The following is a 23,845-nucleotide window of genomic DNA, read 5'->3' as shown; positions in this document are numbered from 1 at the left end:
TGACGGGTGACAGTCTGACATTCCCGACGTAAAACGACTGCCGGACGTTTCAGGGGACTGCCCGATATGAATGGGCGCCCGGATTTGCAGACAGGGTGGATGGCGCATGGCACGCATTTTCATTGATGGAGAAGCAGGCACAACAGGTCTGGGTATCCGCCAGCGCATCGAGGCGCTTCCGGCCTCTTATGGTCTGGAAATCCTGTCCATAGATCCGGCGCTGCGCAAGGACACGGCGGCCCGTCGCTCCATGCTTGAGCAGGCCGATGTCGCCATCCTGTGTCTGCCGGATGATGCTGCACGCGAGACCGTGGCACTGGCCGAAGGGTTGGATGTCCGGATTCTGGATGCCAGTACGGCGCACCGCATTGCCGATGGCTGGGTCTATGGTTTCCCTGAAATGGATGCGGAACAGGCTGCTGCGATCAAGGGTGCTCGGTTCGTGGCCAATCCCGGCTGCTATCCGACAGGTGCGATCGCCCTGATGCGCCCGCTGGTCCGGGCGGGGCTGCTTCCGGCCGACCATCCCGTTTCGATCAACGCCGTCTCCGGGTATAGCGGGGCAGGGCGCGTGGCGATCGAGGAGCATGAGAAGAACGGCGGTCCGGCTTTCTTCCTGTATGGACTGAACCTCAAGCACAAGCATCTGCCGGAAATCCGGCACTATTCCGGCCTGACGCGACAGCCGCTGTTCGTGCCGTCGGTCGGGCATTTCCCGCAGGGCATGATCGTCTCTATCCCGCTGCATCTGAAGGATCTGCCGGGGCAGCCCTCGGCCGCGGAACTCGAAGCCATGCTTCAGGACGCCTATGCCGGATGTGCCCATGTGCGTGTCGTTCCTGCCGAGACGCAGCTTGTGGCGGATACGCTCGCCAACACGGATGATATGGAACTTCGCGTCCACCATAATGGTGAGCAGGTTGTCCTGACCGCGCGGCTGGACAACCTGGGTAAGGGGGCTTCGGGGGCCGCGATTCAGAACCTGCTCCTGATGCTGGAGCTTTAAAGCCCTCATTCTGCGGCCCGGATTTTGCACTCTGGCACTTTTGCGGGGAATGCATTAGGGTTCGGGCCGCCCGCGCGAGAGTGGCGGAACGGTAGACGCAGTCGGCTCAAAATCGACCGCCGAAAGGCATAGGGGTTCGAATCCCCTCTCTCGCACCATGAGCGGTCATTCCCTGCCGGAATGGCCTCAGGACCGATCAGCCCGGAACGAGCATGTCCAAGCCGACTGTCAGACCCTCCCGCCCGTTCTTCTCCTCAGGTCCCTGCGCCAAGCGCCCCGGATGGTCACTCTCCGGTCTGGATCAGGCGCTGCTGGGCCGTTCGCACCGTGCGCCCGAAGGCCGCGCGCGGCTGAAAGAGGTCATTACCCGCTCGAAGGACGTGCTCGGCATTCCGTCGGACTGGCGCGTCGGCATCGTTCCGGCCTCCGATACCGGGGCTGTGGAAATGATCCTCTGGGCGCTTGCCGGTGAGCGCGGGATCGATGTCCTGTCCTTTGAAAGCTTCTCCGGTACATGGGCGCAGGATCTGCACGACGTCCTGAAAATCGGGGATTTGCGGGTTCTGGATGCACCATATGGTGAACTGCCTGACCTGACGAAAGTGGACTGGACCCGCGACGTCGTCCTCACATGGAACGGTACGACGTCGGGTGTCTGTATTCCGGACACCAGCGCCATTCCGCCCGAGCATGAAGGGCTGGTCATCTGCGATGCCACGTCTGCGGCGTTTGCAATGGATCTGCCCTGGGATCGGCTCGATATCGTGACCTGGTCCTGGCAGAAGGCGCTTGGGGGCGAGGCTGCGCATGGCATGGTGGCGCTGAGCCCGCGTGCCGCCGCCCGTCTGGCCCAGCCGTCTCCGCGTCCGCTGCCCAAGATTTTCCGTCTGGCCAACAAAAAGGGGCTGATCGAAGCCATTTTTGAAGGCGATACGATCAACACGCCGTCCATGCTTTGCGTTGAGGATGCGCTGGACGGTCTGCGCTGGGCCGAGCAGATTGGTGGTCTGAATGCTCTGAAGGCGCGGTCACAGCAGAATCTGGCTGCCGTGACGAAATGGATTGCGACAGCGGACTGGGTGTCATTCCTCTCTGCCAGGGAAGAGACGCGCTCCAGCACGTCGATCTGTCTGAAAATCACGGCTCCCTGGTTTGAAAGCCTGTCTGACGAGGCGAAGGGCAAGGCGGTCAAGCATCTGACCGGGCTCGTTGCGAAGGAAGAAGCGGGTTACGATTTGGCAGCCTATCGTGATGCCCCTGCCGGTTTGCGGATCTGGGGTGGTGCGACGGTCGAGACGGCTGATATCGAAGCGCTGCTACCCTGGCTCGACTGGGCTCATGAGCAGACACGTGCGGAGTTTTCAGGATGAGCCTGTATTCCGAGACCCCGAGCGCCGCCCTCCTGCCGTCCGGTTTTGCCGACCTTCTTCCCGGTGAGGCTGAAGCCGAAGCCCGTGGCATCGCCAGCGTGATGGAAGCCTTTTCCCGTCACGGTTATCAGCGCGTCCGGCCGCCCCTGCTGGAGTTCGAAACATCGCTTCTCGGCGGATCGGGTGCTTCTCTGGCCCCTCAGACTTTCCGGCTGATGGACCCGAACTCGCATCGCATGATGGCGCTGCGTCCGGACATGACCACGCAGATCGCGCGGATCGCGAGCATCCGCCTTCAGGACGCGCCGCGCCCCTTGCGTCTGTCCTATTCGGGAAGCTGCATCGTTGTCGGCACGCCGGGCCGTGAAGCGGATCGTCAGGTCTCGCAGGCCGGGATCGAACTGATCGGTCCTGACAGTGCGCAGGCCGATGCGGAAGTCATCGCGCTCGGCGCAAAAGCTTTGGCGGAACTCGGGATCGAGGGGGTCTCGTTCGATCTGTCCATGCCGGCTCTGGCGCTGGGTCTGATTGAAGGGGTCATTCCCGAAGCCGATCGTGAGCCCCTGCTTCATGCGCTGGATCGCAAGGATGCCAGTGCCGTGGCGGAACTGGGTGGTCCGATTGCCGGGATGCTGGCAGTGATGCTGCGGGCCGCAGGGCCTGCCGATCGTGCGCTGGATCTGCTGACGGAGCTGGATTACCCCGAAGAGATTGCCGGGCATTTTAAGCGTCTGGCGGCGTCCGTGGCGGCGATCCGCGAGCGCAGCCCGGATCTGCGTCTGACGATCGATCCTGTCGATTTCCGTGGATGGCGCTATCATACCGGGCTCTGTGTGACGGTCTTCTCCACCAGTTCGCGTGAGGAACTGGGACGTGGCGGACGCTATCTCGCAGGTCAGGAGCCTGCCTGCGGGCTGACACTGCGTCCGCAGGCTCTTCTGCGTGCAGCGCCCGCCTCGGCCTCCCGTCCACGCTGCTATGTGCCGGTCGATCTTGATGCGCGCAGCCTGTCCGGTCTGCACGAAGCCGGATATGCCACGGTTTCCGCCCTGTCGCACGATGGGGACCTGACCGCTCAGGCACGGCATCTGCTCTGCACCCATGTCTGGAAGAATGGCGCGGCCCAGCCGCTCTGATCTCCGGGTTTTCTTCATTTCATCCCTGCACCGTCAGTTCTAGGAAGTCAGCTCATGTCCAACGTCACCGTGATCGGAACCCAGTGGGGGGACGAGGGTAAAGGCAAGATCGTCGACTGGCTCGCCAGCCGCGCCGATATCGTTGTCCGTTTTCAGGGTGGTCACAACGCCGGTCATACGCTGGTCGTGGGCGATCAGGTCTACAAGCTCTCCCTGCTGCCGTCCGGTCTGGTGCGTGGAAAGATCGGCGTGATCGGCAATGGCGTCGTCGTGGACCCAAAAGCCCTGATGACCGAGATCGACCGCGTGACCGCACAGGGCCTCGTCGTTACACCCGAAACGCTGTGGATTGCCGAGAACGCCCCGCTGATCCTGCCGGTGCATGGCGCGCTCGACCGTGCCCGTGAAGCTGCGCGGGGTGACCACAAGATCGGGACGACCGGTCGCGGCATTGGCCCGGCCTATGAGGACAAGGTGGCCCGCCGCGCCATCCGCATCTGCGATCTGGCCGAGCCGGAGACGCTGGACTGGAAGCTGGACGAACTGCTCCTGCACCACAACACCCTGCTGGCCGGTCTGGGCGCCGAGACGTTCACCAAGGACCAGCTCAAGGATTTCCTGACCGAGATCACGCCGCGCCTTCTGGCGTTCTCCTGTCAGGTCTGGGATCGTCTGGATGAAGCCCGTCGTGCTGGTCGTCGCATTTTGTTCGAGGGTGCGCAGGCTGTCATGCTGGATGTCGATCATGGCACCTATCCGTTCGTCACGAGTTCCAACACGGTTGCGGCCGTGGCGGCTTCGGGCAGCGGTGTCAGCCCGTCTTCCGTCGGTTTCGTGCTCGGGATCGCCAAGGCTTACACGACCCGCGTGGGTGAGGGGCCGTTCCCGACCGAGCTTCACGACCAGACCGGTCGCACCCTTGGTGAGCGCGGTCATGAGTTCGGCACCGTTACCGGCCGTCCGCGTCGCTGTGGCTGGTTCGATGCGGTTCTGATCCGTCGTGCTGTCCGCGTCGGTGGCGTCAGCGGTATCGCCCTGACGAAGCTCGATGTGCTGGATGGTCTGGACGAGATCTCCATCTGCGTGGGCTACGAACTGGATGGCCGGAAGATCGAGACCTTCCCGTCCGCTCCGGGTGCACAGGCGCGCGTCAAGCCGGTTTACGAGACGATGCCGGGCTGGAAGGAAACGACAGCAGGTGCCCGCTCCTGGGCCGAACTGCCGGCACAGGCCATCAAGTATGTCCGCCGCATCGAGGAGCTGATCGAAGCGCCGGTGACGCTGCTGTCCACCAGTCCGGAACGCGACGACACCATCCTGATGCGCGATCCGTTCGAGGACTGATCTTTTCGGTTCTGGAATCGACCTTTGCATTAACGAAGTCTCAATCCCTGTCCGGCACAAAAGACCGGATAGGGAAACAACGGGATTTCAATGGCCGACACGCAGGCAGAGAATAGCCAGGAACTGCTCATTGCCGAGCGGTATCTGATCAGCCTGGACCGCAAGCAGCCTGATCTTGGGGGCTGCGCAACATATGGCGCCCAGGACACGACGGCAGGCGGCGCGTCCTATCTCGCTCTGGCGCCTTTTGCGCCCTCTGCCCGTCTTTCCGAAATCATGTTCTTTCGTCATGAGAGCCTGATTCCGATCCACGCCCATGAATACGCGCAGGGCGCCCTGTGGCTGCTCTGCCCACATCCTCCCGGCCCCTCCCTTGCGGAATCCCTCGGTCTCTGGACAGAAAGCCAACTGATCGACGGTGTCATCCGTCCGCTGGCCTCGCTCCTTCAGAATCTGGAAGCGGCGAAACTGACCTGCCGCAATATCCGGCCCGATAACCTGTTTGTCGGGCAGGGACTGCACAAGGTCGTTCTGGGGCCGCTGGGAGTTGGAGCACCGGCTGAGAAACAGCCTGTTCTTTTCGAGCCCCTGTCCTCCGCGGTCTGCCGCCCTTCCGCGCGGGGGGAGGGTACGACTGACTGTGATATTTTTTCGCTGGGTGTCCTCATCTTGGCGCTTTCCATTGGAAAACTGCCCCTTGAAGGGCTGTCCGATATGGATATCCTCAAACGGCGTTTTGAGATGGGAACCCCTGCGGCCTACATGGAGGGGCATAGCGTGCCCATCGGGCTGCGCTCCCTTCTGACAGCGATGCTGGCCGATGATCCTGTCAGCCGTCCTTCTCCGCGCGATCTGATCACGATTGCACCCAGCAAGCTCTTTACGGTCCGTCCGGTTATTCCCGCGCGCATTCCGCTCGTGATCGGGGGGAATGCCGTTCGGACGCCGCAGGCCCTGGCGTGGTATGCCGGGCGACATCCCGCCGAGTTTTCCGCGCTGCTGCAACGAAAGGTTGTCAGCAACTGGCTGCATCGCGAACTGGAACTGTCCGTCATGGCGAGCCTGATCGAGCAGGCAAGCGCCTCATTTTTCCCGGTGAGTGGAAGCAGGGCGGTCGATCCGGCCACGATGGTCATCACGCATGCGATTTCCGTCCTTGATCCTGCCGCGCCGATGTTCTGGGGCGGCCTATGGTTCTGGCCCGAAGCACTGCCTCAGATGCTGGTTCAGGCAACAGTCCAGCCCGCCGTTCCGGATGACGAGCGGACAATCCGCAATATCCTGAGTTTCATGTCAGGAAACCCGGATGCTTTCATGTCGGCGCATCTTCCCCAGCGACAGGGGCTGCAGATAACAGCATTATCCGTAGCGGCGCGGCGCACGGGTCTCAAGGGAACGGAACTGGTCCGGCGGCTTCCCTATGACATGAACGGCTTTCTTCCATGCCTTTCGAAGAAATGTCTGGAAGTCCGGATTTCCCTGCCGGAAGGTCTGTTGCAGTGGCTGAACCGGCATGTGGGAATCGAGGACCTGCCGGAGGATGTTCTGGGGCGTAGCGGTTTTCTGGATGATCAGATGCGCTCTTTCCTGGAATCAAATTGCGCCCGGCAGGGAATCGTTCCCCTTTCGCAGTCCCAGAAAGCCGGATTGCCGGGCTGGCTCGCGGATCTGACACTGCTTGCTGCCGTTCAGAGGAAATTCGATAGGACGCCGCTCAGTTTCCTGGCACAGCGGGCGTTGCCGCTGCTGGAAACGGAACTGCGCCAGTGGCGGAGCCGGACGTCGCGTGCCCGACGGCGTGTGCGTCTTGGCAAGGCCGCAGAAGAAGGAAATCTGGGAACGTTCCTGGCAACCGTCAACGACCCGACCGGCCTTCGGCTGGATCAGCGGCAGGCTCAGGACGCAGAGGCTGAGATCAGCAATCTGATGCGTGTTCTGGATGAAGCTCCCGAGCGAAAAGCGGCGAATGATCGTGAAGCGCGCAATTCTGGAGAATTCTTTTCACTTCTGACGGGCATCGCTGTGGCAATGGCGAGTGTCTGGCTGGAGTTCTGTCAGTGAGGAAAACTCATGGCATCCGCTAGACAGGCAGAACAGGGAACGCTTCGCGCTCCAGGATTTCGCTGGTGGCACGGGATCATTATCGGTCTGCTGCTCTCCTATGTCCCCGGCAGCCTGTTGGTTGCGGGGGTGCTGCTGCTTCCTCTCGTTGCCCTGCGCCTGTTTGATCCGAACGCGGATGGACAGCGCATCATGATTGTCCTGTTTTATGTGGGGGCCGCCATGGTTCACCCCCTGCATGAAGTCTGGGCCGCCAATGGGGACTGGGAGACCTGTATTGCGCAGATCACGCAGCCCCTCACTCTGGCGCTCGACTGGCTTGCGGCCGGGGCGGCCTGGCTTGTTGCGGAAGCCTCGGCCATTGGCGGACGACTCTGGAACGCGGACGTAGCGCGGCGCGAGCGCAAATCCATCGAAAAGCGTATCGCGTATCTTCAGGACGAATGGATGTCTTCGGACGATGAGCCCCCTGCCACCTGAGATATGCGCAGACCGGCAGGAGGGGATGTCTTACTCGGAAGCGGTGTCTTCGGTTGAGGTTTCCATCAGTCTGGCTGCCAGATCGTTGGAGCCTCCGACCAGTCCCTTTGCGTATTCCTGAGCTGAGAAGGGGCGCAGGTCTTCGGCCTGTTCGCCGACGCCGACCATGTGGACGGGCAGTTTGAACTGCTCTGCCAGTGCCACGACGATGCCGCCGCGGGCCGAGCCGTCCAGTTTGGTCACGATCAGTCCGGTCACGTTGACCAGTTCGCGGAAAACACGGACCTGTTCGATGGCGTTCTGGCCGGTTGTTGCATCCAGAACCAGCAGGACGGAATGGGGCGCTGTCTCGTCAAACTTCCGCATGACGCGGATGATCTTGGCCAGTTCCTCCATCAGCGCGCCCTTGTTGTGCAGGCGTCCGGCGGTGTCGATCAGGAGGAGGTCGGTTCCGGCTTCGGTGGCACGTTTGAGGCCGTCATAGGCCAGCCCTGCGGCATCGGCGCCGTGCTTGCCGGCGATGACGGGCACATTGGCCCGCTTGCCCCAGACTTCGAGCTGTTCGACGGCGGCGGCGCGGAACGTGTCTCCGGCCACCAGCATTACCGACTTGCCCTCTTCCGTGTAAAGGCGGGCCATCTTGCCGATCGTGGTGGTCTTGCCGACGCCGTTAACGCCGACAACCAGCACGACATGGGGTTTTTTCTTCGGATCGGGCTCGAAGGGAATGGCGACAGGTTCAAGAACACGGGCGATTTCGGTGGCGAGCGTTTCGCGGATCTCCTCGCTCGTAACGTCCTTGCCAAAGCGGGTGCTGCGGAAACTCTCGATGACGCGTTCGGCCACGGCCGGTCCGAGATCGGCGGCGATCAGTTCGTCCTCAAGCTCTTCAAGAGCTGTTTCATCCAGTTTGCGATGCGTGAAGACGGCGCCGAGACGCGAACTCGACCGCGAGAGACCCTGTTTGAGTCGTGAGAAAAATCCAGCCATGCATGGGAGTTCGGACAGGTCGGGCCGGACGTCAAGAGGACTGGAGGATTTGAAGGCGTTTCATCTGCGGATTTCCGCCAGAAGTGTCCCGTTTTCCAGCCCCGTGGCCCGTACCGGGACGAAACTTCCGCGGATTGGTGGGGGGGACGTTTGGGTCAGGCGCACGGCGGCGAACTCTGGTGAATGACCGCGATCCGTCGTCTCGGCCAGAATATCGAATTCGGTGCCGATGAGGCGTTCCAGAAAACGGTCACGGTTTGCATCGCCGATGTCGCGCAGACATGCCGCGCGTTTCTGGCGCTCGGCGTTGGGAACGGCTGGCATGCGGGCAGCGGGTGTTCCGGGGCGTTCGCTGTAGGGAAAGACATGCAGAAAGGGGATCTGCTGCTCTTCGATGAAGGCACGGGTTTCCTCAAAGAGAGCATCCGTTTCCGTGGGAAACCCCGCGATCAGATCGGCGCCGACGCCTGTTTCCGGGCGTATGGACCGCACGCGGCGGAGCGTGGCGGCGACCCCGGCCGTATCATGGCGGCGTTTCATGCGCTTGAGGATGAGGTCCGATCCGGCCTGCAGGGAGAGGTGCAGATGCGGCATTAGCCGGGGTTCGTTTTCCAGAAGCCACCACAGGTCCGCATCCCCGGTGCTGGCATCCAGAATGACCGGGTCGATGGATGAGAGGCGCAGGCGTCTGATGCCCTCGACACGGTGGAGCAGTTCACGGCACAGGGCGCCCAGCCCGGCCCCGTCAGGTCCCTGCCATGAGGCGATGTCCACGCCGGTCAGGACGATCTCCTGATGTCCTGCTTCGACGAGCGCTTCCGCCCGGGCGATGGTCTCTTCGGTGGACGTGGAACGTGATTCTCCCCGACCATAAGGGATGATGCAGAAGGTGCAGCGATGATCGCAGCCCTGCTGCACCTGCAGAAGGGCCCGGGCATGGCGCGAGGGAGGGAGACCCGGCGTGTTGTCTCCCCATGTTGCGGGTTTGAGCTTGTCCGCGTTGGGCACGATCTTGACCACGCCCGGCAGACCGGCCCAGCGGTCCGGTGCGATGTCGGAAGCGCAGCCGGTAACGACGATCCTTGCGTCCGGATTCTCACGATGAGCGCGGCGGATGGCCTGCCGGGCCTGTCGCTCGGCTGTGGTCGTCACGGCGCAGGTGTTGACGATGATGGTGTCATCCTGACCGCGCGCATGATGGGCCATACCGTCGCTCTCATGCGCGTTGAGGCGGCATCCGAATGTCAGGACGGAGGCTGTCACGCGGTTGTCCCGCGAAAGACGGTGACGGCGGGGCCGGTCATGAGGACATGCCCGTCCTCACGCCATGTGATGCGCAGGTCTCCGCCATCCATCGTCACGGTGCAGGTGCGTTCGGTCAGGCCACGGCGGACGGCGTTCACGACGGCCGCACAGGCGCCGGAACCGCAGGCGAGGGTCAGTCCCGCACCACGTTCCCAGACGCGCAGACGCATATGGGTCGGGGACAGGATCTGGGCGAAGCCGATATTGGCGCGTTCGGGGAAAAGGGCGTTCCGTTCGAGGTCCGGTCCCAGTGCTTCCGCCCGGGAGGCGTCACCGAACAGCGTGGCGTGCGGATTACCCATCGAGCAGGCGGCTGCGTCATGCAGGGGCAGATGCAGCGTGTCACAGGGCTGGGACAGGGGTATGTCCTGCCAGTCCAGACGCGGTGTGCCCATATCGACCGTGAAGAGATCGCCGTCGCGTGTTGTGGGGAGAAGGCCGGCGGCCGTCTGAAGGGTCGGATTGCCGCCGACGAACTTCGCCACGCAGCGCGACGCATTGCCGCAGGCTCCCGCTTCCGAGCCGTCCGGGTTGAAGAAGCGGACATGCACGTCGGCGCATTCCAGCGTTGGTGCTGTCAGGAGCACAAGCTGGTCGCAGCCGATTCCGAAGCGCCGGTCGCACAGATGGCGGATCGTTGCGGTCTCAAGGGCGGGATCGTCCTGACGGCCGTCGATCACGACGAAATCGTTGCCCAGGCCGTGCATTTTCGTGAAGGAGAGGGTCATGATGGGGCCTCTCATAAAGCATCGCGCGGGTTGACGCACGGGGAACATGCCCTCATCTCGGCTGCTGGACCAGAAGGAGTGGACATGAGCGGCCCGGAACAGATTGAAGGAATGCACGCAGCGGCGTTCACGCGCGCCAATAGCGAGCCTGACACGATTTTCCATGCCCAGCGTCTGCCGGATTCGCTGATGGACATGGGCGCCCGGACGGCTGTGACGGCGCTGTATCAGACGGCTCTGCCCGTTGGCGGCTCCGTGCTGGATCTGATGGCCGGAAGCCTGAGCCATTATCCCGAAGAAGCGACGTTCCAGCGTGTGGTGGGGCTTGGCGTCTCGAAATCCGCGCTGGATGCCAATCCCGTTCTGGGCGAGCGGGTGGTGCAGGACCTCAACGAGGTTACGACGCTTCCCTTCGAGGAGGACAGTTTCGACGCCGTGACGCTGTGTGACGGTCTGGCCTATCTGACGCAGCCTCTGGCCGTGCTGACGGAGGTGGTGCGTGTTCTCAAGCCTGGATCACCGCTGATCCTGACGTTTTCCGACCAGTTCCATGCTGCAAAGGCTGTTGCGATCTGGCAGGCGCTGGAGCCGGCCGATCGGGTGCGTCTGGCCAGTGTGCTGATGTCCCGCGCCGGACTGGCCGAGCTGGATACGGGTGAGGTCGTTCCGCCCGAGGACCTCACGGCCTGGCGCGATACCGTTCATGCCGTGATCGGTCGCAAGCCCAGAAACTGAACAGGGCAGGGGCTGCGTTCCGGGTGCCGGAGGTGACGGGCGGGACAAGAAAAAGCCTTCCATACGTTCTTTCTGGCATTTTCGGCTGGAAGTCTTTATGCAGCGGCATTCCAGCCGCCGCATCCTGTCGTCGGCGTGACGTTTGCCGAGTGTTCATAAAATATGCCTTTTCCCGATACCCATCCTGCCCTTAAGCGCGCCCTTGAGGCACGTGGCTACGAACAGCTGACTCCTGTTCAGGAAGCAGTTCTGCAGCCGGGGCTGGACGAGCGCGACCTGCTGGTTTCCGCGCAGACGGGGTCGGGCAAGACCGTCGCCTTCGGCCTGGCCATCGCTCCGACCCTGCTCGGAGATGCCGATCGCCTTCCGCCGTCCCCTCAGCCCATGGCGCTCGTGATTGCGCCGACGCGTGAGCTGGCGCTTCAGGTCCAGTCCGAACTCAAGTGGCTTTATGCCGAAACCGGTGCCCGTATCGCGAGCTGCATTGGCGGCACCGATGCCCGCAGTGAAGCTCGCGAACTCAATCGCGGCGTCCATATCGTTGTCGGCACGCCGGGCCGTCTGTGCGACCATCTGTCGCGCGGCTCCCTCGATCTGTCCGCCCTTCGTTGCGTCATCCTTGATGAAGCCGACGAAATGCTGGACATGGGTTTTCGTGACGAGCTCGAAAAGCTGCTCGACGCCGCTCCGACTGAGCGTCGCACGCTGCTGTTCTCCGCGACGATCGCCCGCGAGATCGCCTCGCTGGCACGCCGTTACCAGAAGAATGCCGAGCGGATCGACACGGTGTCGGGCGCCAAGCAGCATTCCGACATCACCTATCGCTGCGTCATCACGCAGCCGCAGGAAATCGAGCGTTCGCTCGTCAATGTGCTTCGTTTCTACGAAAGCCCGACGGCGATGGTGTTCTGCAACACCCGTATGATGGTCAATCAGGTTCAGGCGACTCTGCTTGAGCGTGGTTTCGCGTCTGTCGCCATTTCCGGCGAGATGGGCCAGAACGAGCGCAGCCGTGCGATCGAGAGCCTGCGTTCCGGTCAGGCCCGTGTCTGCGTTGCAACGGACGTTGCCGCCCGCGGCATTGACGTGCCGGCACTGAACCTCGTGATCCATGCCAGCATCCCGACGGCTGCCGAGACCCTGCTGCACCGTTCGGGCCGTACGGGCCGTGCGGGACGCAAGGGCACCAGCGTGTTGATGGTTCCGCTGAACCAGCGTCGCCGGGCCGAGCGTCTACTTCAGATGGCGAAGATCCAGGCCGAGTGGGAAGCTGTTCCCACGGCGGACGCCATTGCCGAGCAGGACAAGACGCGCCTGATGCACGATCCGATCCTGACGAACGCCGTGGACGACATGTCCGACGAACTGGTCAACCAGCTTGTCGAGACGTACGACGCCACGAAGCTCGCCGCGGCGCTGGTTGGTCTGTACCGTGCACGCCTCCCGAAGGTCGAGCAGATCCGTCCGATGTCCGTCGAGGCTCCGCGCCGCACGGAACGTGGCGAGCGCCCCGAGCGCGCGCCGCGTGAAGAGCACGTCATGGCGGGTGAGTGGTTCAAGATGAGCGTCGGTCGCACCGAGCGCGCCGATCCGAAATGGCTGATCCCGCTGATCTGCCGTCTGGGTGGCGTGCAGAAGCGCGAGATCGGCAGCATCCGCATCGATCAGGAACAGACCTATTTCCAGATCGCGGATGAAAGCGTTGCCCGCTTCAAGTCCTGCCTCGCCGGTGCGGAAGCCGACGAAGTGACGATCGAGCCCTCCGAAGCGCCCGCCGGTGGTATGGGCCCTCGTGGTCGCAATCCCGGTGAAGGCAAGCGCTTTGGCGGCGGTGGCCGTTCGGGCGGTGGCTTCAAGGGGGGGCCGCGTGGTGGCGCCGGTGGCGGTTACAAGGGCCGTGGCGGTTCGGGCTATGGTCGCCCCAAGCCCGCAGCCGGTGATGGCCCGAAGGGTGATGGTTCGAGCCGCAAGCGCCGGTCCTGATCCTTCTTCAGGGATCCGAGAAGCAAAACCCCGCCGGAGCAGGTCTCCGGCGGGGTTTGTTTTTTCAGGCGCTGGGCAGGAGTGCGATCAGGTCGCGGACCCGGTCGAGAATGTTTTGGACCGGGAGCGGGATGGCGGCATTGTCCGTATGGTTTTCCTGCGCGGCCCCTGTCTGGAAGACATCGGCCCAGTATTGCAGGTCTCCCTGTGTCGCCATGGCGGCAAAGCAGGGGTTGATATGGTGGGACGGAACGAGTTCGTAGATGAGCGTCCCCGACTGGCACCAGGCGATGTTGGCCATCCCGGCCCCCAGCATGCCCATGACCATCCCGGCTTCGCTGAAAAGGTGGATCTGTTCGGTCAGGGACAGGGTTTCGGGACGGACGCGCTCAAAGCCGAGTTCTTCCAGCGCGTCCGCAAGTTCGGCTTCATTGGGGACATGCCGGTTGGCCGAACTGCCACGCTCGATATAAAGCCGTCGCCCCGCCGGTTTTGTCGCGGCGCCTGTGGCCTTCCGCAGCCGGGCATAGGCAGTACGGGAGAGTTCCGAGACGGCGAAGTCGGCGCTGCCATTGACGAAGGTGATGTAGTTTAGCGCCCTGAACGCATACTGACGGCCCTGTTGCAGGCGGATATGGGCATCAGAGGCCAGGCCGAAAAGCTCCAGCGTCTCGAACTGCCAGGGGTGCATGTGTTCGGGCAGCACAAGCCGCACCGGCTCGTTCAGTTGGGACAGGGCATGCAGGGTCGGGATCGTATGGGCGACCCAGTGATAGAAGTTCGAGGCCCAGTGATCGACACAGCTTGCCGTGATGCCCTTGAAGGGGGCGCAGCGGATGACATCCGCAGGGCGGATCTGCAGGGCGCGGACGGCTTCGGGATCCTGAACATAGGCCGTATCCGGTACTGTCTGCCCCGCATGCAACAGCGTCATCAACGGCTGGTCCAAGACGATATCGCGCAGAGCAAACCGACTGATCGTGACTGGCATGCTTTCCCAGTCCCGGAACGGATTTCGCTCTGGATGAGGCAAATCAGACGCGCAGAGCAGGGAAACCGGTCGGCTGGGACAGGTTTCGAGAACGGTCCTGCTCCGGGCGATTTCCGCCAGATCACATGGTCTGGCGGAGGGAGACAGAAAGCGCCTGAGACGGGAAAGAAGCGGCATGGTCGGGATCAGACGGTCTTGGCCGCTCCTTTGAGCAAAGCCTGCTGGGCCTCTTTGAGCGGATCGGACAGTTTCTGTTCCGGCTCCTTGAGGTGCAGATTCTCAAGCGTATCCAGCAGGGCCTCGGCCACCAGCACGCGGGCGAGCCATTTATGGTCCCCCGGGATCACGATCCAGGGCGCATCCGGCGTCGCGGTTGCGCGGATGGCTTCCTCGTAGGCTGCGGTATAATGCGGCCAGAACTCGCGTTCCTTCAGGTCTGACGGGCTGAACTTCCAGCGTTTTTCAGGATGGTCGAGCCGCTTGAGCAGCCGCAGGCGCTGCTCTTCCGGCGAGATATGCAGAAACAGTTTGAGGACGATGATGTTCTGCCGGCGCAGATAGCTTTCGAAATTGCGCAGATCGCCCAGACGGTGATCCCAGAAATCCGGAAGATCGGGATTGAGACCGCGGGCACGCACCATGTCCGGATGTACGCGCTCGACCAGAACATCTTCGTAATGACTACGGTTGAAAATGCCGATCTCGCCGCGTGAGGGCACGGCGAGGTGGATGCGCCACAGGTCGTCATGACGCGTTGCGATACCGACCGGCGCCTTGTAGGACGTGACATGCACGCCCTGCGGGTTCAGGCCGGAAAAGGCATGACGGATCGCACCGTCCTTGCCGGCGGTGTCCATGCCCTGAAGCACGACAAGGATGCCGTGCGTGGCATAGGCCGCAAGCCGCTGTTGCAGGATCGACATCCGGTCCACGCAGTCGCGGATACGGGTGCGGGAGGCACTTTTCTGGCGGCCGAGCTTGTCGTTCGTGGCGATGGAAGACAGACGGAAGTTTTTCCCGTCCGTAATGCGAAGCTGGGAAGGGAGACCGGTTTCAGCCGACATGACGGTTTACCGCCAGCCCACCCGATGCCTGACAGACCGGCATCATCTCCAGATAGTTGACGTTTACGTGCCAGGGCAGGCCGATGAGCCAGGAGACGGTCCCGGCGATGTCTTCGGGCGTGAGCGGGGTTGTGTCCTTGTAGACGGCCGCCGCCTTGGCATCGTCGCCCAGACGCACATTGCTGAACTCGCTGCCGCCACACAGGCCGGGCTCGATATTCGTCACGCGGATGCGGGTGCCGAGCAGGTCCGTCCGCAGGTTCTGGGTGAACTGGTGCACGAAGGCCTTGGTCGCGCCATAGACGTTTCCGCCCGTATAGGGATAGGTCCCGGCTGTACTGCCCAGGGCGATGATGTAGCCCGTATTGCGCTGGACCATGCCCGGCAGAAGGGCACGCGTCAGTTCCACGACGCCCGAGACATTCGTCGCGATCATCGATTCCCAGTTGTCGGGTTCAGCGTCCTGTGCGGGCTCCATGCCGAGTGCGAGACCGGCGTTGTTCACGAGGACGTCGATGTCCTGCCATTCCTCGGGCAGGGCGGCCGGCAGGGCGCGCAAGGCGTCGCGGTCGGTCATGTCGAGCGTGAAGGGCAGGACGCTTTCGCCCAGTTCATCCTTGAGGGCTTCCAGACGTTCCTTGCGGCGGCCGGTGGCGATGACGCGGTGGCCTTCGCGGACAAGGCGGGTTGCGATGGCGTGGCCGAAGCCTGCGGTGGCGCCGGTGACGAGGACGGTAAGAGGCATGACAATCTCCTGACAGACGGTCCGCACCCGGCAGGGGCGGTTCGGGATACCCGGGTCAATGACATTGGATGTCATTAACACTCCTGAAGGCAAACGCTTGCAATACGGGAAGGGATGCACCCATGTTGGCAGGCATGAAGAAAACACTCGACGGACGGAATGACAACCTGACAGACGCCGGTCGCATGGAACTCGGTCTTACGGGAAAACTGCTCGTGGCCGCGCCAGCACTGGCGGAGACGTTCTTTGAACGGACGGTGATCTATCTCTGCGCCCATTCGGAGCAGGACGGAGCGATGGGGCTGATCGTCAACAAGCGCCTGTCCCAGCCGGGGCTGGATGACCTGTTTGCGCAACTGGGAATCGAGCCCAGCCCTCCCGAGCGGCGGATCGGTGTGTGCATGGGTGGCCCGGTCGAGCACTCCCGGGGCTTTGTCCTGCATTCGGCGGACTGGGCCGGGGAAGGCAGTCTGGACGTTGATGGCCACACGACCCTGACCGCCAGTCTGGATATCCTGCGTGAACTGGCAGCCGGGCAGGGGCCGAAGCAGGCCATGATGGCGCTCGGGCATGCTGCCTGGGCTCCGGGGCAGCTCGAACAGGAAATCCTGCGTGACAGTTCCTGGTTTGTGGCACCCGCGACTGACGAGATCGTGTTCGGGACCGATCACGCGAAAAAATGGCGTCAGGCGCTCGTTGCCATAGATATTGACCCCCTTCTTCTTTCATCATCGGTCGGGGAAGCCTGAATAAGGCGTTCTTTCAGGCCGATGGTCCGTTAGACACAGGAAGACAGCATGAGCGCACCCTATATTCTCTATGTTTATGAACACTGCCCGTTCTGCACCAAGGCGCGGATGATCTTCGGACTGAAGAACATCCCGTATGAGCAGCATATCCTGCTCAATGACGATGTGGAGGGGCCGGTTCGCATGGTCGGGCGCAAGGTTGTCCCGATTCTTGAGGAAGACGGCCACTTCATGCCCGAAAGCATGGATATCGTTGCCCATATCGATGCGATCGGGACACCTGTCCTGACGGGCGCAACGAACCCCGAAATCCCTGCATGGCTGAAGAAGGCGGGAACGCCGCTCTATCGTCTGTTTCTTCCGCGTGCCGCTGCGGCACCGCTCCCGGAATTCGCGACGACTTCCGCACGTGCAGGCTTCATCCATCGCAAGGAGCCGTCCGTTGGATCGTTCAGTGCCCTGCTGGAAGAAAAGACCGACGAACTGGCGCAACTGAACGCGCTGCTGAAAGAGCTGGCTCCGCTGATCCGCTCGCCTGAAGCCGTGAACGGTGAACTGTCTACCGATGACATCCATCTCTATGCGCATCTGCATAGCATGTCGCTGATCCGGGGGGTGGTTTACCCGCCGGAGGTCGAAGCTTACCGGCAGGCCATGGCCGTTCGGTCCGGTGTGGGGCTGTTCGACGACATCGCTGTCTGATGACGGGGACAGGGTGCAAAAAAAGGGGCCGGATCATGTGATCCGGCCTCTTTTTTCATGGCGGCACGAAATACATTACTTTCCCGGATGAAGGACTGCGCTCAGGAACTGTACCCGTCGCTGGGCCACACGGGCGCGGATGACAGGATCGGGCAGCATATGCGTGCCCGGCAGCAGCAGCAGGTCATAGGGTTTGCCGGCATGAAGCAGGGCCTGCGTCAGCTTCATGGTATTCTCGAAATAGACGTTGTCGTCCGTGATGCCGTGCATGAGCAGCAGGGGCTGTTTCAGCGTCTCGGCATAGGTCAGGACGTTGCTTTTGCGATAGCCTTCCGCATCGTCCTGCGGCGTACCGAGATAACGCTCGGTATAGGCCGTGTCATAATCCGCGAAATCTACGGGCGGCGCGCCTGCGACGCCGACTTTGAATACGTCCGGACGGCGGATGGTCGCCATCGCGGTGAAATAGCCGCCGAAGGACCAGCCATGCACGCCGATGCGGGAGAGATCCATTTCACGATGGCGTTTTCCGAGAGCCTGAAGTCCATCGATCTGGTCCTGAAGCGGCAGGTCGATCAGGTTGCCCTTGATGGCGCGTTCAAAATCATGATCGCGTCCCGGCGTTCCCCGTCCATCGAGCGTGACGACGATGTAGCCCTGATTGGCGAGGCACTGATCATCCAGAAAGGACGTCGGTGTATCGCGCACCAGCTTTACACCCGGCCCGGCATAGACCGACAGCACGACCGGATAGCGCTTTGAGGTGCTGAAGTTCTCCGGGCGAATGATGGCCGCGTCGAGATCGCGCGGGCCTGCTGTGGTGAACTCCACATGGACGGGCAATTTCGGCGGTTGCGCCATGCTCGGGAGCGTTGCGATCACCCGGCCGTTCGCATCCCGCACCAGCGTCTGGCGCGTGCCCGCCGCGCTGGCAAACGTGTCCACCATGGCCGTGTGCGTGCCATTCGTGACATGGACATTATGAAGGCCGCGCTCCGTCACAAACGGCGTTACGGCACCGGTTGCAAGGTCGATATGCACGACCTCATTGTCCAGCCGGTTGGCCCGGACCGTCACGGTGATCGTGTTGTGTTCGGCGTCGTAATCGTTGAAGGCGACATAGGACAGGCCCGGCGGTGTCAGGACACGCTGGAGCTTTCCATCGGGGGTATGGAGTTCGAGCTGCCAGTCCTTGCCCCGGTCCGCTGCCCAGAGGAAGCCTGCGTTATTGTCCAGAAAGACGGGCAGGTTGTGGCCGCCGGAAGCCGCGCGGGGGTCCAGCTCGATCCAGGCCGGGTCGGACTGGGCCAGCAGGAGATGGGTGGCGCCGGTTGCGGGGTCAATCGTGAGAAGCTGTTCCTGCGTCTGGGCGCGGTTGAGCAGCACAACAGACAGAGGTCCATTCTTCCGCCAGACGACGCGGCCGAGATAGGGCCATGCCTCGTGATCCCAAGAAATCCACCGGACCGCGCCGCCTTTTGCATCCACCAAGCCGAAGCGCGTTTTCGCGTTGTTCGTCCCGGCACGGGGATAGCGGAACGAGACGGGTTCAGCCTGAGGAGCTTCGGGATTGGTGATGTAGTGCTTTTCGACGGCGCTGTTATCGGCTTCCTCGAACAGGATGGTTTTGCTGTCGGGGGACCACCACGCGCCATCTGCGCGCTCCAGTTCTTCAGCGGCAGCAAATTCAGCAAGACCGTGCGTCAGGGTATCGCTGCCGCCGGTTGTCAGACGTGTTTCACGCCCGCTGAGGAGATCGACGCTGTACAGGTCATTGTCCCGCACCGCGGCAAGGGTCAGGCCGTTCGGGGACAGGCGCGGTGCGATCCACTGACCTTCAATCGGCGTGACCCGGCCGTCATCCGTGGCGATACGTTCGAGCTGCCCACCCTGTGAGGCGAGAACCGTACCGCCATCTTCACTCATCTGATAGTCGGTAATGCCCGACATGATCTGGCGTGCCCGTTCGCGCCGGGCCTTTTCCTCGACCGACAGATGCTCTGGACCCGAGGCCGGGGCTGCCAGTTCGTGCAGTGAATGGTCCGGCAGGTCGTAGCGGTAGAGATGCAGATGAGTGTCGAATGGTCCCGAGCGCAGGAACAGGACAGAATGACCATCCGGTGTGACTTCGGCATGGTTCGGCAGGCCAAGTGCGCCGTTCCGGGTCTTTGCGAGATCGACCATGCAGGCGGCAGGTTCGGCCCCATCGGCGATCCCGGCGGACAGCAGCGGAGAGATGAAGGCGCAGGCCCAAAGGGCACGACGCAGGAAATGTGACGGCATTGCATCTCCGTAAGAATGACAGCGGACAGGATTTTGACGTCGATCATGGACCGGCGCGCCATTTGTGAACAGGGTTTCCACGCGGGATGACGCAGCGGTCTCACGTTTTCGGGAGTGGGAGCGTTTTTACCGGGACCGATCCCAGGCTCGGGTGTTCTGTATCACGGTATGTCTCAGCAAGAAGGAGTCTGATGGATATGCAGTATCGTCAGCTTGGTCGCTCGGGCCTCAGGATTTCAGCACTCAATTTCGGATCGGTCACGTTCGGGGGGCAGGGGAATTTTGCCGCTACCGGAAAGGTGGATGTCGCGGAAGCAACGCGGATGGTGGATATCTGTGTGGAGCATGGCGTGAACATGTTCGACACGGCGGACGCCTATTCCGGCGGTGAGGCGGAAGAAATCCTTGGCCGTGTCCTTCAGGGACGCAGCCGGGAACTGCTTGTCACCAGCAAGGTGCGTTTCCCGACGGGGAAGGGGCCGAACGAAGAGGGCCTGTCGCGCCATCACATCCTCAATGCCTGCGACGATAGTCTGCGTCGTCTGGGGCGGGACCATATCGATCTCTATTACCTGCATGAATGGGACGGCCTGACGCCGGTCGAGGAAACGCTTGAGGCGCTCCAGGCCCTGCGCGATCAGGGCAAGATCCGTTATGCGGGGATTTCCAATTTTGCTGGCTGGCAGGCCATGAAATTACTGGGGGCTGCAGAGCGGGGCCGTCTGGTCGCACCGGTCAGTCAGCAGCTCTACTATTCCCTTGAAGCGCGGGATGCCGAATATGAACTGCTTCCGCTGGCTGTGGATCAGGGGCTGGGCGTTCAGGTGTGGAGCCCGCTGGCCTGTGGTCTGCTGACAGGGAAATACCGGCGCGGCAAGACGGCTCCAGAAGATTCCCGGCGTATCTCGGGGTGGCCTGAACCCGAAGTCCGGAATCTCGACAAGCTTTACGACACGATCGAGGTCCTGGTGCAGATTGCGGAAGAGCATAATGTGTCCGCAGCCCGCGTGGCGCTGGCCTGGACGCTGCACAAGCCGGGGATCACGTCTCTGGTTCTGGGAGCGCGCAAGGAGAGCCAGCTTCTGGACAATCTGGCGGCCGCGTCGCTCCGTCTGACGCAGGAACAGGTTCGTCGGCTTGATGATGTCAGTGCGCCGGATCTGATCTATCCGTACTGGCATCAGAACCGGAATGCCTTTGATCGTCTCTCCAAGGCCGATCTGGTTCTGCAGGGACCGGCAAAACGTCTTCGGGAGGCCCTTGAAACGAAAAAATGACTGCCTAAATATTAATCACAGGCCGTTGCCTCCGGGGGCGGCCAAGCACATCAATGCCGCCGTAACGGGGCATCAGAGGAATTTGAGAGAATGGACATTCAGAATTTCACCGAACGCAGCCAGGGCTTTCTTCAGGCAGCACAGACCATTGCGCTTCGGGATTACAACCAGCAGTTGACGCCGGAGCATCTGCTCAAGGCCCTGCTGGACGATGAACAGGGTGCGGCATCTGGCCTGATCCGCGCCGCAGGTGGTGATCCGAAAGCCGTTCAGACCGCCAATGATGCCGCTCTTGCAAAACTGCCGAAAGTGCAGGGCGCCGGGGCCGGGCAACCGCAGATGACGCCGGATCTCGGCCGGCTGCTCGACGCTGCCGAGTCTGCTGCGAAAGTCGCTGGTGACAGTCACGTTGCTCAGGATCGTCTGCTTGTGGCGATTGCCGCCAGCAATACGCCGGCGGGCAAGGCGCTGGTGGACGGCAAGGCCAGTGCTGGGGCTCTGGAACGCGCCGTGGCGGAAATCCGCAAGGGGCGCACCGTGACGAGTGCCTCGGCGGAAAATACGTTTGACGCGCTCAAGAAATATGCCCGTGATGTGACGGCGGTCGCCCAGGCTGGCAAGCTCGATCCGGTCATCGGTCGTGACGAGGAAATCCGCCGGACCATTCAGGTTCTGGCGCGCCGGAGCAAGAACAATCCGGTCCTGATCGGTGAGCCGGGCGTGGGTAAGACGGCTATTGTCGAAGGGCTGGCGCAGCGCATTGTCAATGGCGATGTGCCCGAGGCTCTGCGTAACAAGAAGCTGTTGTCGCTCGACATGGGTGCGCTGATCGCCGGTGCGAAATATCGCGGTGAGTTCGAGGAACGTCTGAAGGCTGTTCTCAAGGAAATCGAGACGGCTGAAGGCGAGATCATCCTCTTCATCGACGAAATGCATACGCTCGTCGGGGCCGGTCGTTCCGATGGTGCGATGGATGCGTCCAACCTCATCAAGCCGGAACTGGCTCGTGGCACGCTGCACTGCGTGGGTGCGACGACGCTCGACGAGTACCGCAAGTATATTGAAAAGGACGCGGCTCTGGCCCGTCGTTTCCAGCCGGTTTTCGTGGGTGAGCCGTCCGTTGCCGACACGATCTCGATCCTGCGTGGCATCAAGGAGAAGTACGAACTGCATCATGGTGTCCGCATTACGGACAACGCCATCGTTGCAGCCGCGACCCTCTCCAACCGCTATATCACGGACCGCTTCCTGCCGGACAAGGCGATCGACCTGATCGACGAGGCTGCCAGCCGCCTGCGGATGCAGATCGACAGCAAGCCGGAGGCGCTGGACGAACTGGATCGTCGTATCATCCAGCTCAAGATCGAGCGTGAAGCCATCCGCAAGGAAGACGACACGGCTTCGAAGGATCGTCTGGTCGCGCTTGAGGCCGAACTGGCCGATCTGGAAGAGCAGTCCGATGCAATGGGTGCCGAATGGCATGCTGAAAAGGATCGGGTGAATGCGATCCAGAAGCTGAAGGAACAGCTCGACACAGCGCGCTCCGATGTGGAAGTCGCGCAGCGTCAGGGCAATCTCGGCAAGGCGTCCGAGCTGATGTACGGCCTGATCCCGAATCTTGAGGCACAGATCGCTAAGGCTCAGGAAGAAGAAGATGCCTCCTCGAGGAGCGGCCTGTTCGCCGATACCGTGACGGATCAGGGTGTGGCTTCGGTCGTCTCCCGCTGGACCGGTGTTCCGGTGGACCGGATGCTTGAAGGCGAGCGCGCCAAGCTGCTCCGGATGGAAGACACGCTGCGGGAGCGTGTTGTCGGTCAGGAGCAGGCGCTGGTTGCCGTGTCGAATGCTGTCCGTAGGGCACGCGCCGGTCTTCAGGACCCCAACCGTCCGATCGGTTCGTTCCTGTTCCTCGGTCCGACGGGTGTTGGCAAGACCGAGCTGACCAAGGCTCTGGCACAGTTCCTGTTCGATGATGAGAAGGCCCTGCTGCGGATCGACATGAGCGAATTCATGGAGAAGCATGCGGTCTCCCGTCTGATCGGTGCTCCTCCGGGCTATGTCGGTTACGATGAAGGCGGTGTGCTGACCGAGGCCGTTCGCCGTCGTCCTTATCAGGTGATCCTGTTTGACGAGGTGGAGAAGGCCCATGAGGACATCTTCAACATCCTGCTTCAGGTTCTCGATGATGGACGTCTGACAGACGGGCAGGGACGTGTGGTGGACTTCCGCAACACGATCATCGTGCTGACCAGCAATCTCGGGTCTGACGTTCTGGCCAATCTGCCGGACGGTGAATCCGTGGACGAAGTTCGTCCGCAGGTCATGCAGGTGGTGCGCAATCACTTCCGGCCGGAGTTCCTGAACCGTCTGGATGAAATCATCCTGTTCTCCCGTCTGCAACGCAAGGACATGGACCGGATCGTCAAGATCCAGATCAGTCGCCTCCAGAAGCTGCTGGAAGATCGTAAGATCAACCTGGAACTGGACGAGAAGGGAACCGAGTGGCTGGCCGCGGCAGGATATGATCCTGTTTATGGTGCCCGTCCGCTCAAGAGGGTTATCCAGCGTAGCCTGCAGAACCCGTTGGCCGGTCTGCTGCTGGAAGGCAGCATCCATGATGGGGAAACGATCAAGGTTTCGGCCAATGACAAGGCCCTCACGATCGACGGGAAAGCTGTTTCGGCAGACTGACCCCCGTCAGAACCGGCTTCGGCCAGGAAAAAGCGCCTGCGAGGCGCTTTTTTCTGGTTTTTATCATTACGAAATTCGAATGGGTAACGGGGATAAGTGGGTTTTGTGGGGGATTTTTGGGTGTTGGGAATGTGGACAAGTGCGAGTCTGATTCTGTTTGACACTATGCTGAGGTCCCCGTATAAGCCCGTTCACCGACGCGGCG

Annotated in this window: 19 protein-coding genes and 1 tRNA gene; 13 read left to right on the top strand and 7 right to left on the bottom strand. The window is 62.0% G+C overall.

Annotation, left to right across the window (positions count from 1 at the left end; all coding sequences use genetic code 11):
- Positions 1–106: 106 nt before the first annotated feature.
- From argC to ABF859_RS11795, 7 genes are all read left to right on the top strand, one after another.
- Positions 107–1,006, top strand: a complete 900-nt coding sequence (gene argC / locus ABF859_RS11825; RefSeq protein ID WP_415527982.1) for an N-acetyl-gamma-glutamyl-phosphate reductase — start codon at positions 107–109, stop codon at positions 1,004–1,006.
- 74 nt (positions 1,007–1,080) lie between these two features.
- A tRNA-Leu gene (locus ABF859_RS11820) sits at positions 1,081–1,164 on the top strand.
- A gap of 54 nt (positions 1,165–1,218) precedes the next feature.
- On the top strand, positions 1,219–2,376 hold the full coding sequence (locus ABF859_RS11815; protein WP_415527981.1) for a phosphoserine transaminase: 1,158 nt from the start codon (positions 1,219–1,221) through the stop codon (positions 2,374–2,376).
- Complete coding sequence (locus tag ABF859_RS11810) at positions 2,373–3,512, top strand: ATP phosphoribosyltransferase regulatory subunit (RefSeq protein ID WP_415527980.1); 1,140 nt, start codon at positions 2,373–2,375, stop codon at positions 3,510–3,512. Before ABF859_RS11815 ends, ABF859_RS11810 begins: the two co-directional genes overlap by 4 nt.
- Before the next feature lie 54 nt (positions 3,513–3,566).
- Positions 3,567–4,856 carry an adenylosuccinate synthase gene (locus ABF859_RS11805; protein WP_415527979.1) on the top strand — a complete coding sequence of 430 codons (1,290 nt, stop codon included), beginning with the start codon at positions 3,567–3,569 and terminating at the stop codon, positions 4,854–4,856.
- A gap of 90 nt (positions 4,857–4,946) precedes the next feature.
- Positions 4,947–6,917 carry a hypothetical protein gene (locus tag ABF859_RS11800; protein WP_415527978.1) on the top strand — a complete coding sequence of 657 codons (1,971 nt, stop codon included), beginning with the start codon at positions 4,947–4,949 and terminating at the stop codon, positions 6,915–6,917.
- 9 nt (positions 6,918–6,926) lie between these two features.
- Positions 6,927–7,397: a hypothetical protein gene (locus ABF859_RS11795; protein ID WP_415527977.1), complete on the top strand. Its 471-nt coding sequence runs from the start codon at positions 6,927–6,929 to the stop codon at positions 7,395–7,397.
- Positions 7,398–7,427: 30 nt separating this feature from the next.
- Here the strand turns inward: ABF859_RS11795 and ftsY are convergent, their stop codons facing one another.
- From ftsY to dapF, 3 genes are read right to left on the bottom strand one after another with little or no spacing between them, the layout of a single operon-like run.
- The gene (gene ftsY, locus ABF859_RS11790; protein WP_415527976.1) at positions 7,428–8,387 is read right to left on the bottom strand and encodes a signal recognition particle-docking protein FtsY; all 960 of its coding nucleotides are present in this window, start codon (positions 8,385–8,387) and stop codon (positions 7,428–7,430) included.
- Between the two features lie 60 nt (positions 8,388–8,447).
- Positions 8,448–9,650, bottom strand: a complete 1,203-nt coding sequence (locus tag ABF859_RS11785; RefSeq protein WP_415527975.1) for a MiaB/RimO family radical SAM methylthiotransferase — start codon at positions 9,648–9,650, stop codon at positions 8,448–8,450.
- A complete protein-coding gene (dapF, locus tag ABF859_RS11780) occupies positions 9,647–10,420 on the bottom strand; it encodes a diaminopimelate epimerase (protein WP_415527974.1) in 774 nt (257 codons plus the stop codon). Before dapF ends, ABF859_RS11785 begins: the two co-directional genes overlap by 4 nt.
- An 84-nt stretch (positions 10,421–10,504) precedes the next feature.
- On the opposite strand from dapF, the gene ABF859_RS11775 reads away from it, so the two are divergent.
- Positions 10,505–11,155, top strand: a complete 651-nt coding sequence (locus ABF859_RS11775) for a class I SAM-dependent methyltransferase (protein WP_415527973.1) — start codon at positions 10,505–10,507, stop codon at positions 11,153–11,155.
- Between the two features lie 162 nt (positions 11,156–11,317).
- Positions 11,318–13,138 carry a DEAD/DEAH box helicase gene (locus tag ABF859_RS11770; protein ID WP_415527972.1) on the top strand — a complete coding sequence of 607 codons (1,821 nt, stop codon included), beginning with the start codon at positions 11,318–11,320 and terminating at the stop codon, positions 13,136–13,138.
- Positions 13,139–13,202: 64 nt separating this feature from the next.
- Here ABF859_RS11770 and ABF859_RS11765 read toward each other — a convergent pair whose 3' ends face one another.
- The 3 genes from ABF859_RS11765 to ABF859_RS11755 all read right to left on the bottom strand — a co-directional run bounded on the left by ABF859_RS11765 (position 13,203) and on the right by ABF859_RS11755 (position 15,938).
- Positions 13,203–14,129: a glycosyltransferase family 61 protein gene (locus tag ABF859_RS11765; protein WP_415527971.1), complete on the bottom strand. Its 927-nt coding sequence runs from the start codon at positions 14,127–14,129 to the stop codon at positions 13,203–13,205.
- A gap of 185 nt (positions 14,130–14,314) precedes the next feature.
- Positions 14,315–15,193 (bottom strand): polyphosphate kinase 2 family protein, encoded by an 879-nt coding sequence (locus ABF859_RS11760; protein WP_415527970.1) that lies wholly within the window; start codon positions 15,191–15,193, stop codon positions 14,315–14,317.
- On the bottom strand, positions 15,183–15,938 hold the full coding sequence (locus tag ABF859_RS11755; protein WP_225199216.1) for an SDR family NAD(P)-dependent oxidoreductase: 756 nt from the start codon (positions 15,936–15,938) through the stop codon (positions 15,183–15,185). The genes ABF859_RS11760 and ABF859_RS11755 overlap by 11 nt, the downstream gene beginning before the upstream one ends.
- Before the next feature lie 134 nt (positions 15,939–16,072).
- Between ABF859_RS11755 and ABF859_RS11750 the strand changes: the two genes are divergently transcribed.
- Both ABF859_RS11750 and grxB read left to right on the top strand, forming a co-directional pair.
- Entirely contained in the window at positions 16,073–16,687 is a 615-nt protein-coding gene (locus ABF859_RS11750; protein WP_415528011.1) for a YqgE/AlgH family protein, read from the top strand.
- Between the two features lie 48 nt (positions 16,688–16,735).
- The gene (grxB, locus tag ABF859_RS11745) at positions 16,736–17,389 is read left to right on the top strand and encodes a glutaredoxin 2 (RefSeq protein WP_415527969.1); all 654 of its coding nucleotides are present in this window, start codon (positions 16,736–16,738) and stop codon (positions 17,387–17,389) included.
- Between the two features lie 75 nt (positions 17,390–17,464).
- On the opposite strand, the gene ABF859_RS11740 is transcribed toward grxB, so the two are convergent.
- Positions 17,465–19,672, bottom strand: coding sequence for a DPP IV N-terminal domain-containing protein (locus ABF859_RS11740; RefSeq protein ID WP_415527968.1), 2,208 nt, complete (start codon positions 19,670–19,672; stop codon positions 17,465–17,467).
- 197 nt (positions 19,673–19,869) lie between these two features.
- Here ABF859_RS11740 and ABF859_RS11735 point away from each other — a divergent pair, with 197 nt between their 5' ends.
- Entirely contained in the window at positions 19,870–20,949 is a 1,080-nt protein-coding gene (locus tag ABF859_RS11735) for an aldo/keto reductase (protein WP_415528010.1), read from the top strand.
- A 90-nt stretch (positions 20,950–21,039) separates the two neighbouring features.
- Entirely contained in the window at positions 21,040–23,640 is a 2,601-nt protein-coding gene (clpB, locus tag ABF859_RS11730) for an ATP-dependent chaperone ClpB (protein WP_415527967.1), read from the top strand.
- Positions 23,641–23,845 lie beyond the last annotated feature (205 nt).

It is taken from the genome of Gluconobacter sp., from assembly GCF_047722525.1.
In the GTDB taxonomy this organism is placed as follows: Bacteria; Pseudomonadota; Alphaproteobacteria; order Acetobacterales; family Acetobacteraceae; genus Gluconobacter.
This window is presented reverse-complemented; position numbering and strand designations above follow the sequence as displayed.

What these genes read in the sequence shown, in the direction of transcription:
- argC (WP_415527982.1), top strand. Translation starts at nt 107, where the DNA reads ATGGCACGCATTTTCATTGATGGAGAAGCAGGCACAACAGGTCTGGGT.
- ABF859_RS11815 (WP_415527981.1), top strand. Translation starts at nt 1,219, where the DNA reads ATGTCCAAGCCGACTGTCAGACCCTCCCGCCCGTTCTTCTCCTCAGGT.
- ABF859_RS11810 (WP_415527980.1), top strand. Translation starts at nt 2,373, where the DNA reads ATGAGCCTGTATTCCGAGACCCCGAGCGCCGCCCTCCTGCCGTCCGGT.
- ABF859_RS11805 (WP_415527979.1), top strand. Translation starts at nt 3,567, where the DNA reads ATGTCCAACGTCACCGTGATCGGAACCCAGTGGGGGGACGAGGGTAAA.
- ABF859_RS11800 (WP_415527978.1), top strand. Translation starts at nt 4,947, where the DNA reads ATGGCCGACACGCAGGCAGAGAATAGCCAGGAACTGCTCATTGCCGAG.
- ABF859_RS11795 (WP_415527977.1), top strand. Translation starts at nt 6,927, where the DNA reads ATGGCATCCGCTAGACAGGCAGAACAGGGAACGCTTCGCGCTCCAGGA.
- ftsY (WP_415527976.1), bottom strand. Translation starts at nt 8,387, where the DNA reads ATGGCTGGATTTTTCTCACGACTCAAACAGGGTCTCTCGCGGTCGAGT.
- dapF (WP_415527974.1), bottom strand. Translation starts at nt 10,420, where the DNA reads ATGACCCTCTCCTTCACGAAAATGCACGGCCTGGGCAACGATTTCGTC.
- ABF859_RS11775 (WP_415527973.1), top strand. Translation starts at nt 10,505, where the DNA reads ATGAGCGGCCCGGAACAGATTGAAGGAATGCACGCAGCGGCGTTCACG.
- ABF859_RS11770 (WP_415527972.1), top strand. Translation starts at nt 11,318, where the DNA reads ATGCCTTTTCCCGATACCCATCCTGCCCTTAAGCGCGCCCTTGAGGCA.
- ABF859_RS11765 (WP_415527971.1), bottom strand. Translation starts at nt 14,129, where the DNA reads ATGCCAGTCACGATCAGTCGGTTTGCTCTGCGCGATATCGTCTTGGAC.
- ABF859_RS11760 (WP_415527970.1), bottom strand. Translation starts at nt 15,193, where the DNA reads ATGTCGGCTGAAACCGGTCTCCCTTCCCAGCTTCGCATTACGGACGGG.
- ABF859_RS11755 (WP_225199216.1), bottom strand. Translation starts at nt 15,938, where the DNA reads ATGCCTCTTACCGTCCTCGTCACCGGCGCCACCGCAGGCTTCGGCCAC.
- ABF859_RS11750 (WP_415528011.1), top strand. Translation starts at nt 16,073, where the DNA reads ATGAAGAAAACACTCGACGGACGGAATGACAACCTGACAGACGCCGGT.
- grxB (WP_415527969.1), top strand. Translation starts at nt 16,736, where the DNA reads ATGAGCGCACCCTATATTCTCTATGTTTATGAACACTGCCCGTTCTGC.
- ABF859_RS11740 (WP_415527968.1), bottom strand. Translation starts at nt 19,672, where the DNA reads ATGCCGTCACATTTCCTGCGTCGTGCCCTTTGGGCCTGCGCCTTCATC.
- ABF859_RS11735 (WP_415528010.1), top strand. Translation starts at nt 19,870, where the DNA reads ATGCAGTATCGTCAGCTTGGTCGCTCGGGCCTCAGGATTTCAGCACTC.
- clpB (WP_415527967.1), top strand. Translation starts at nt 21,040, where the DNA reads ATGGACATTCAGAATTTCACCGAACGCAGCCAGGGCTTTCTTCAGGCA.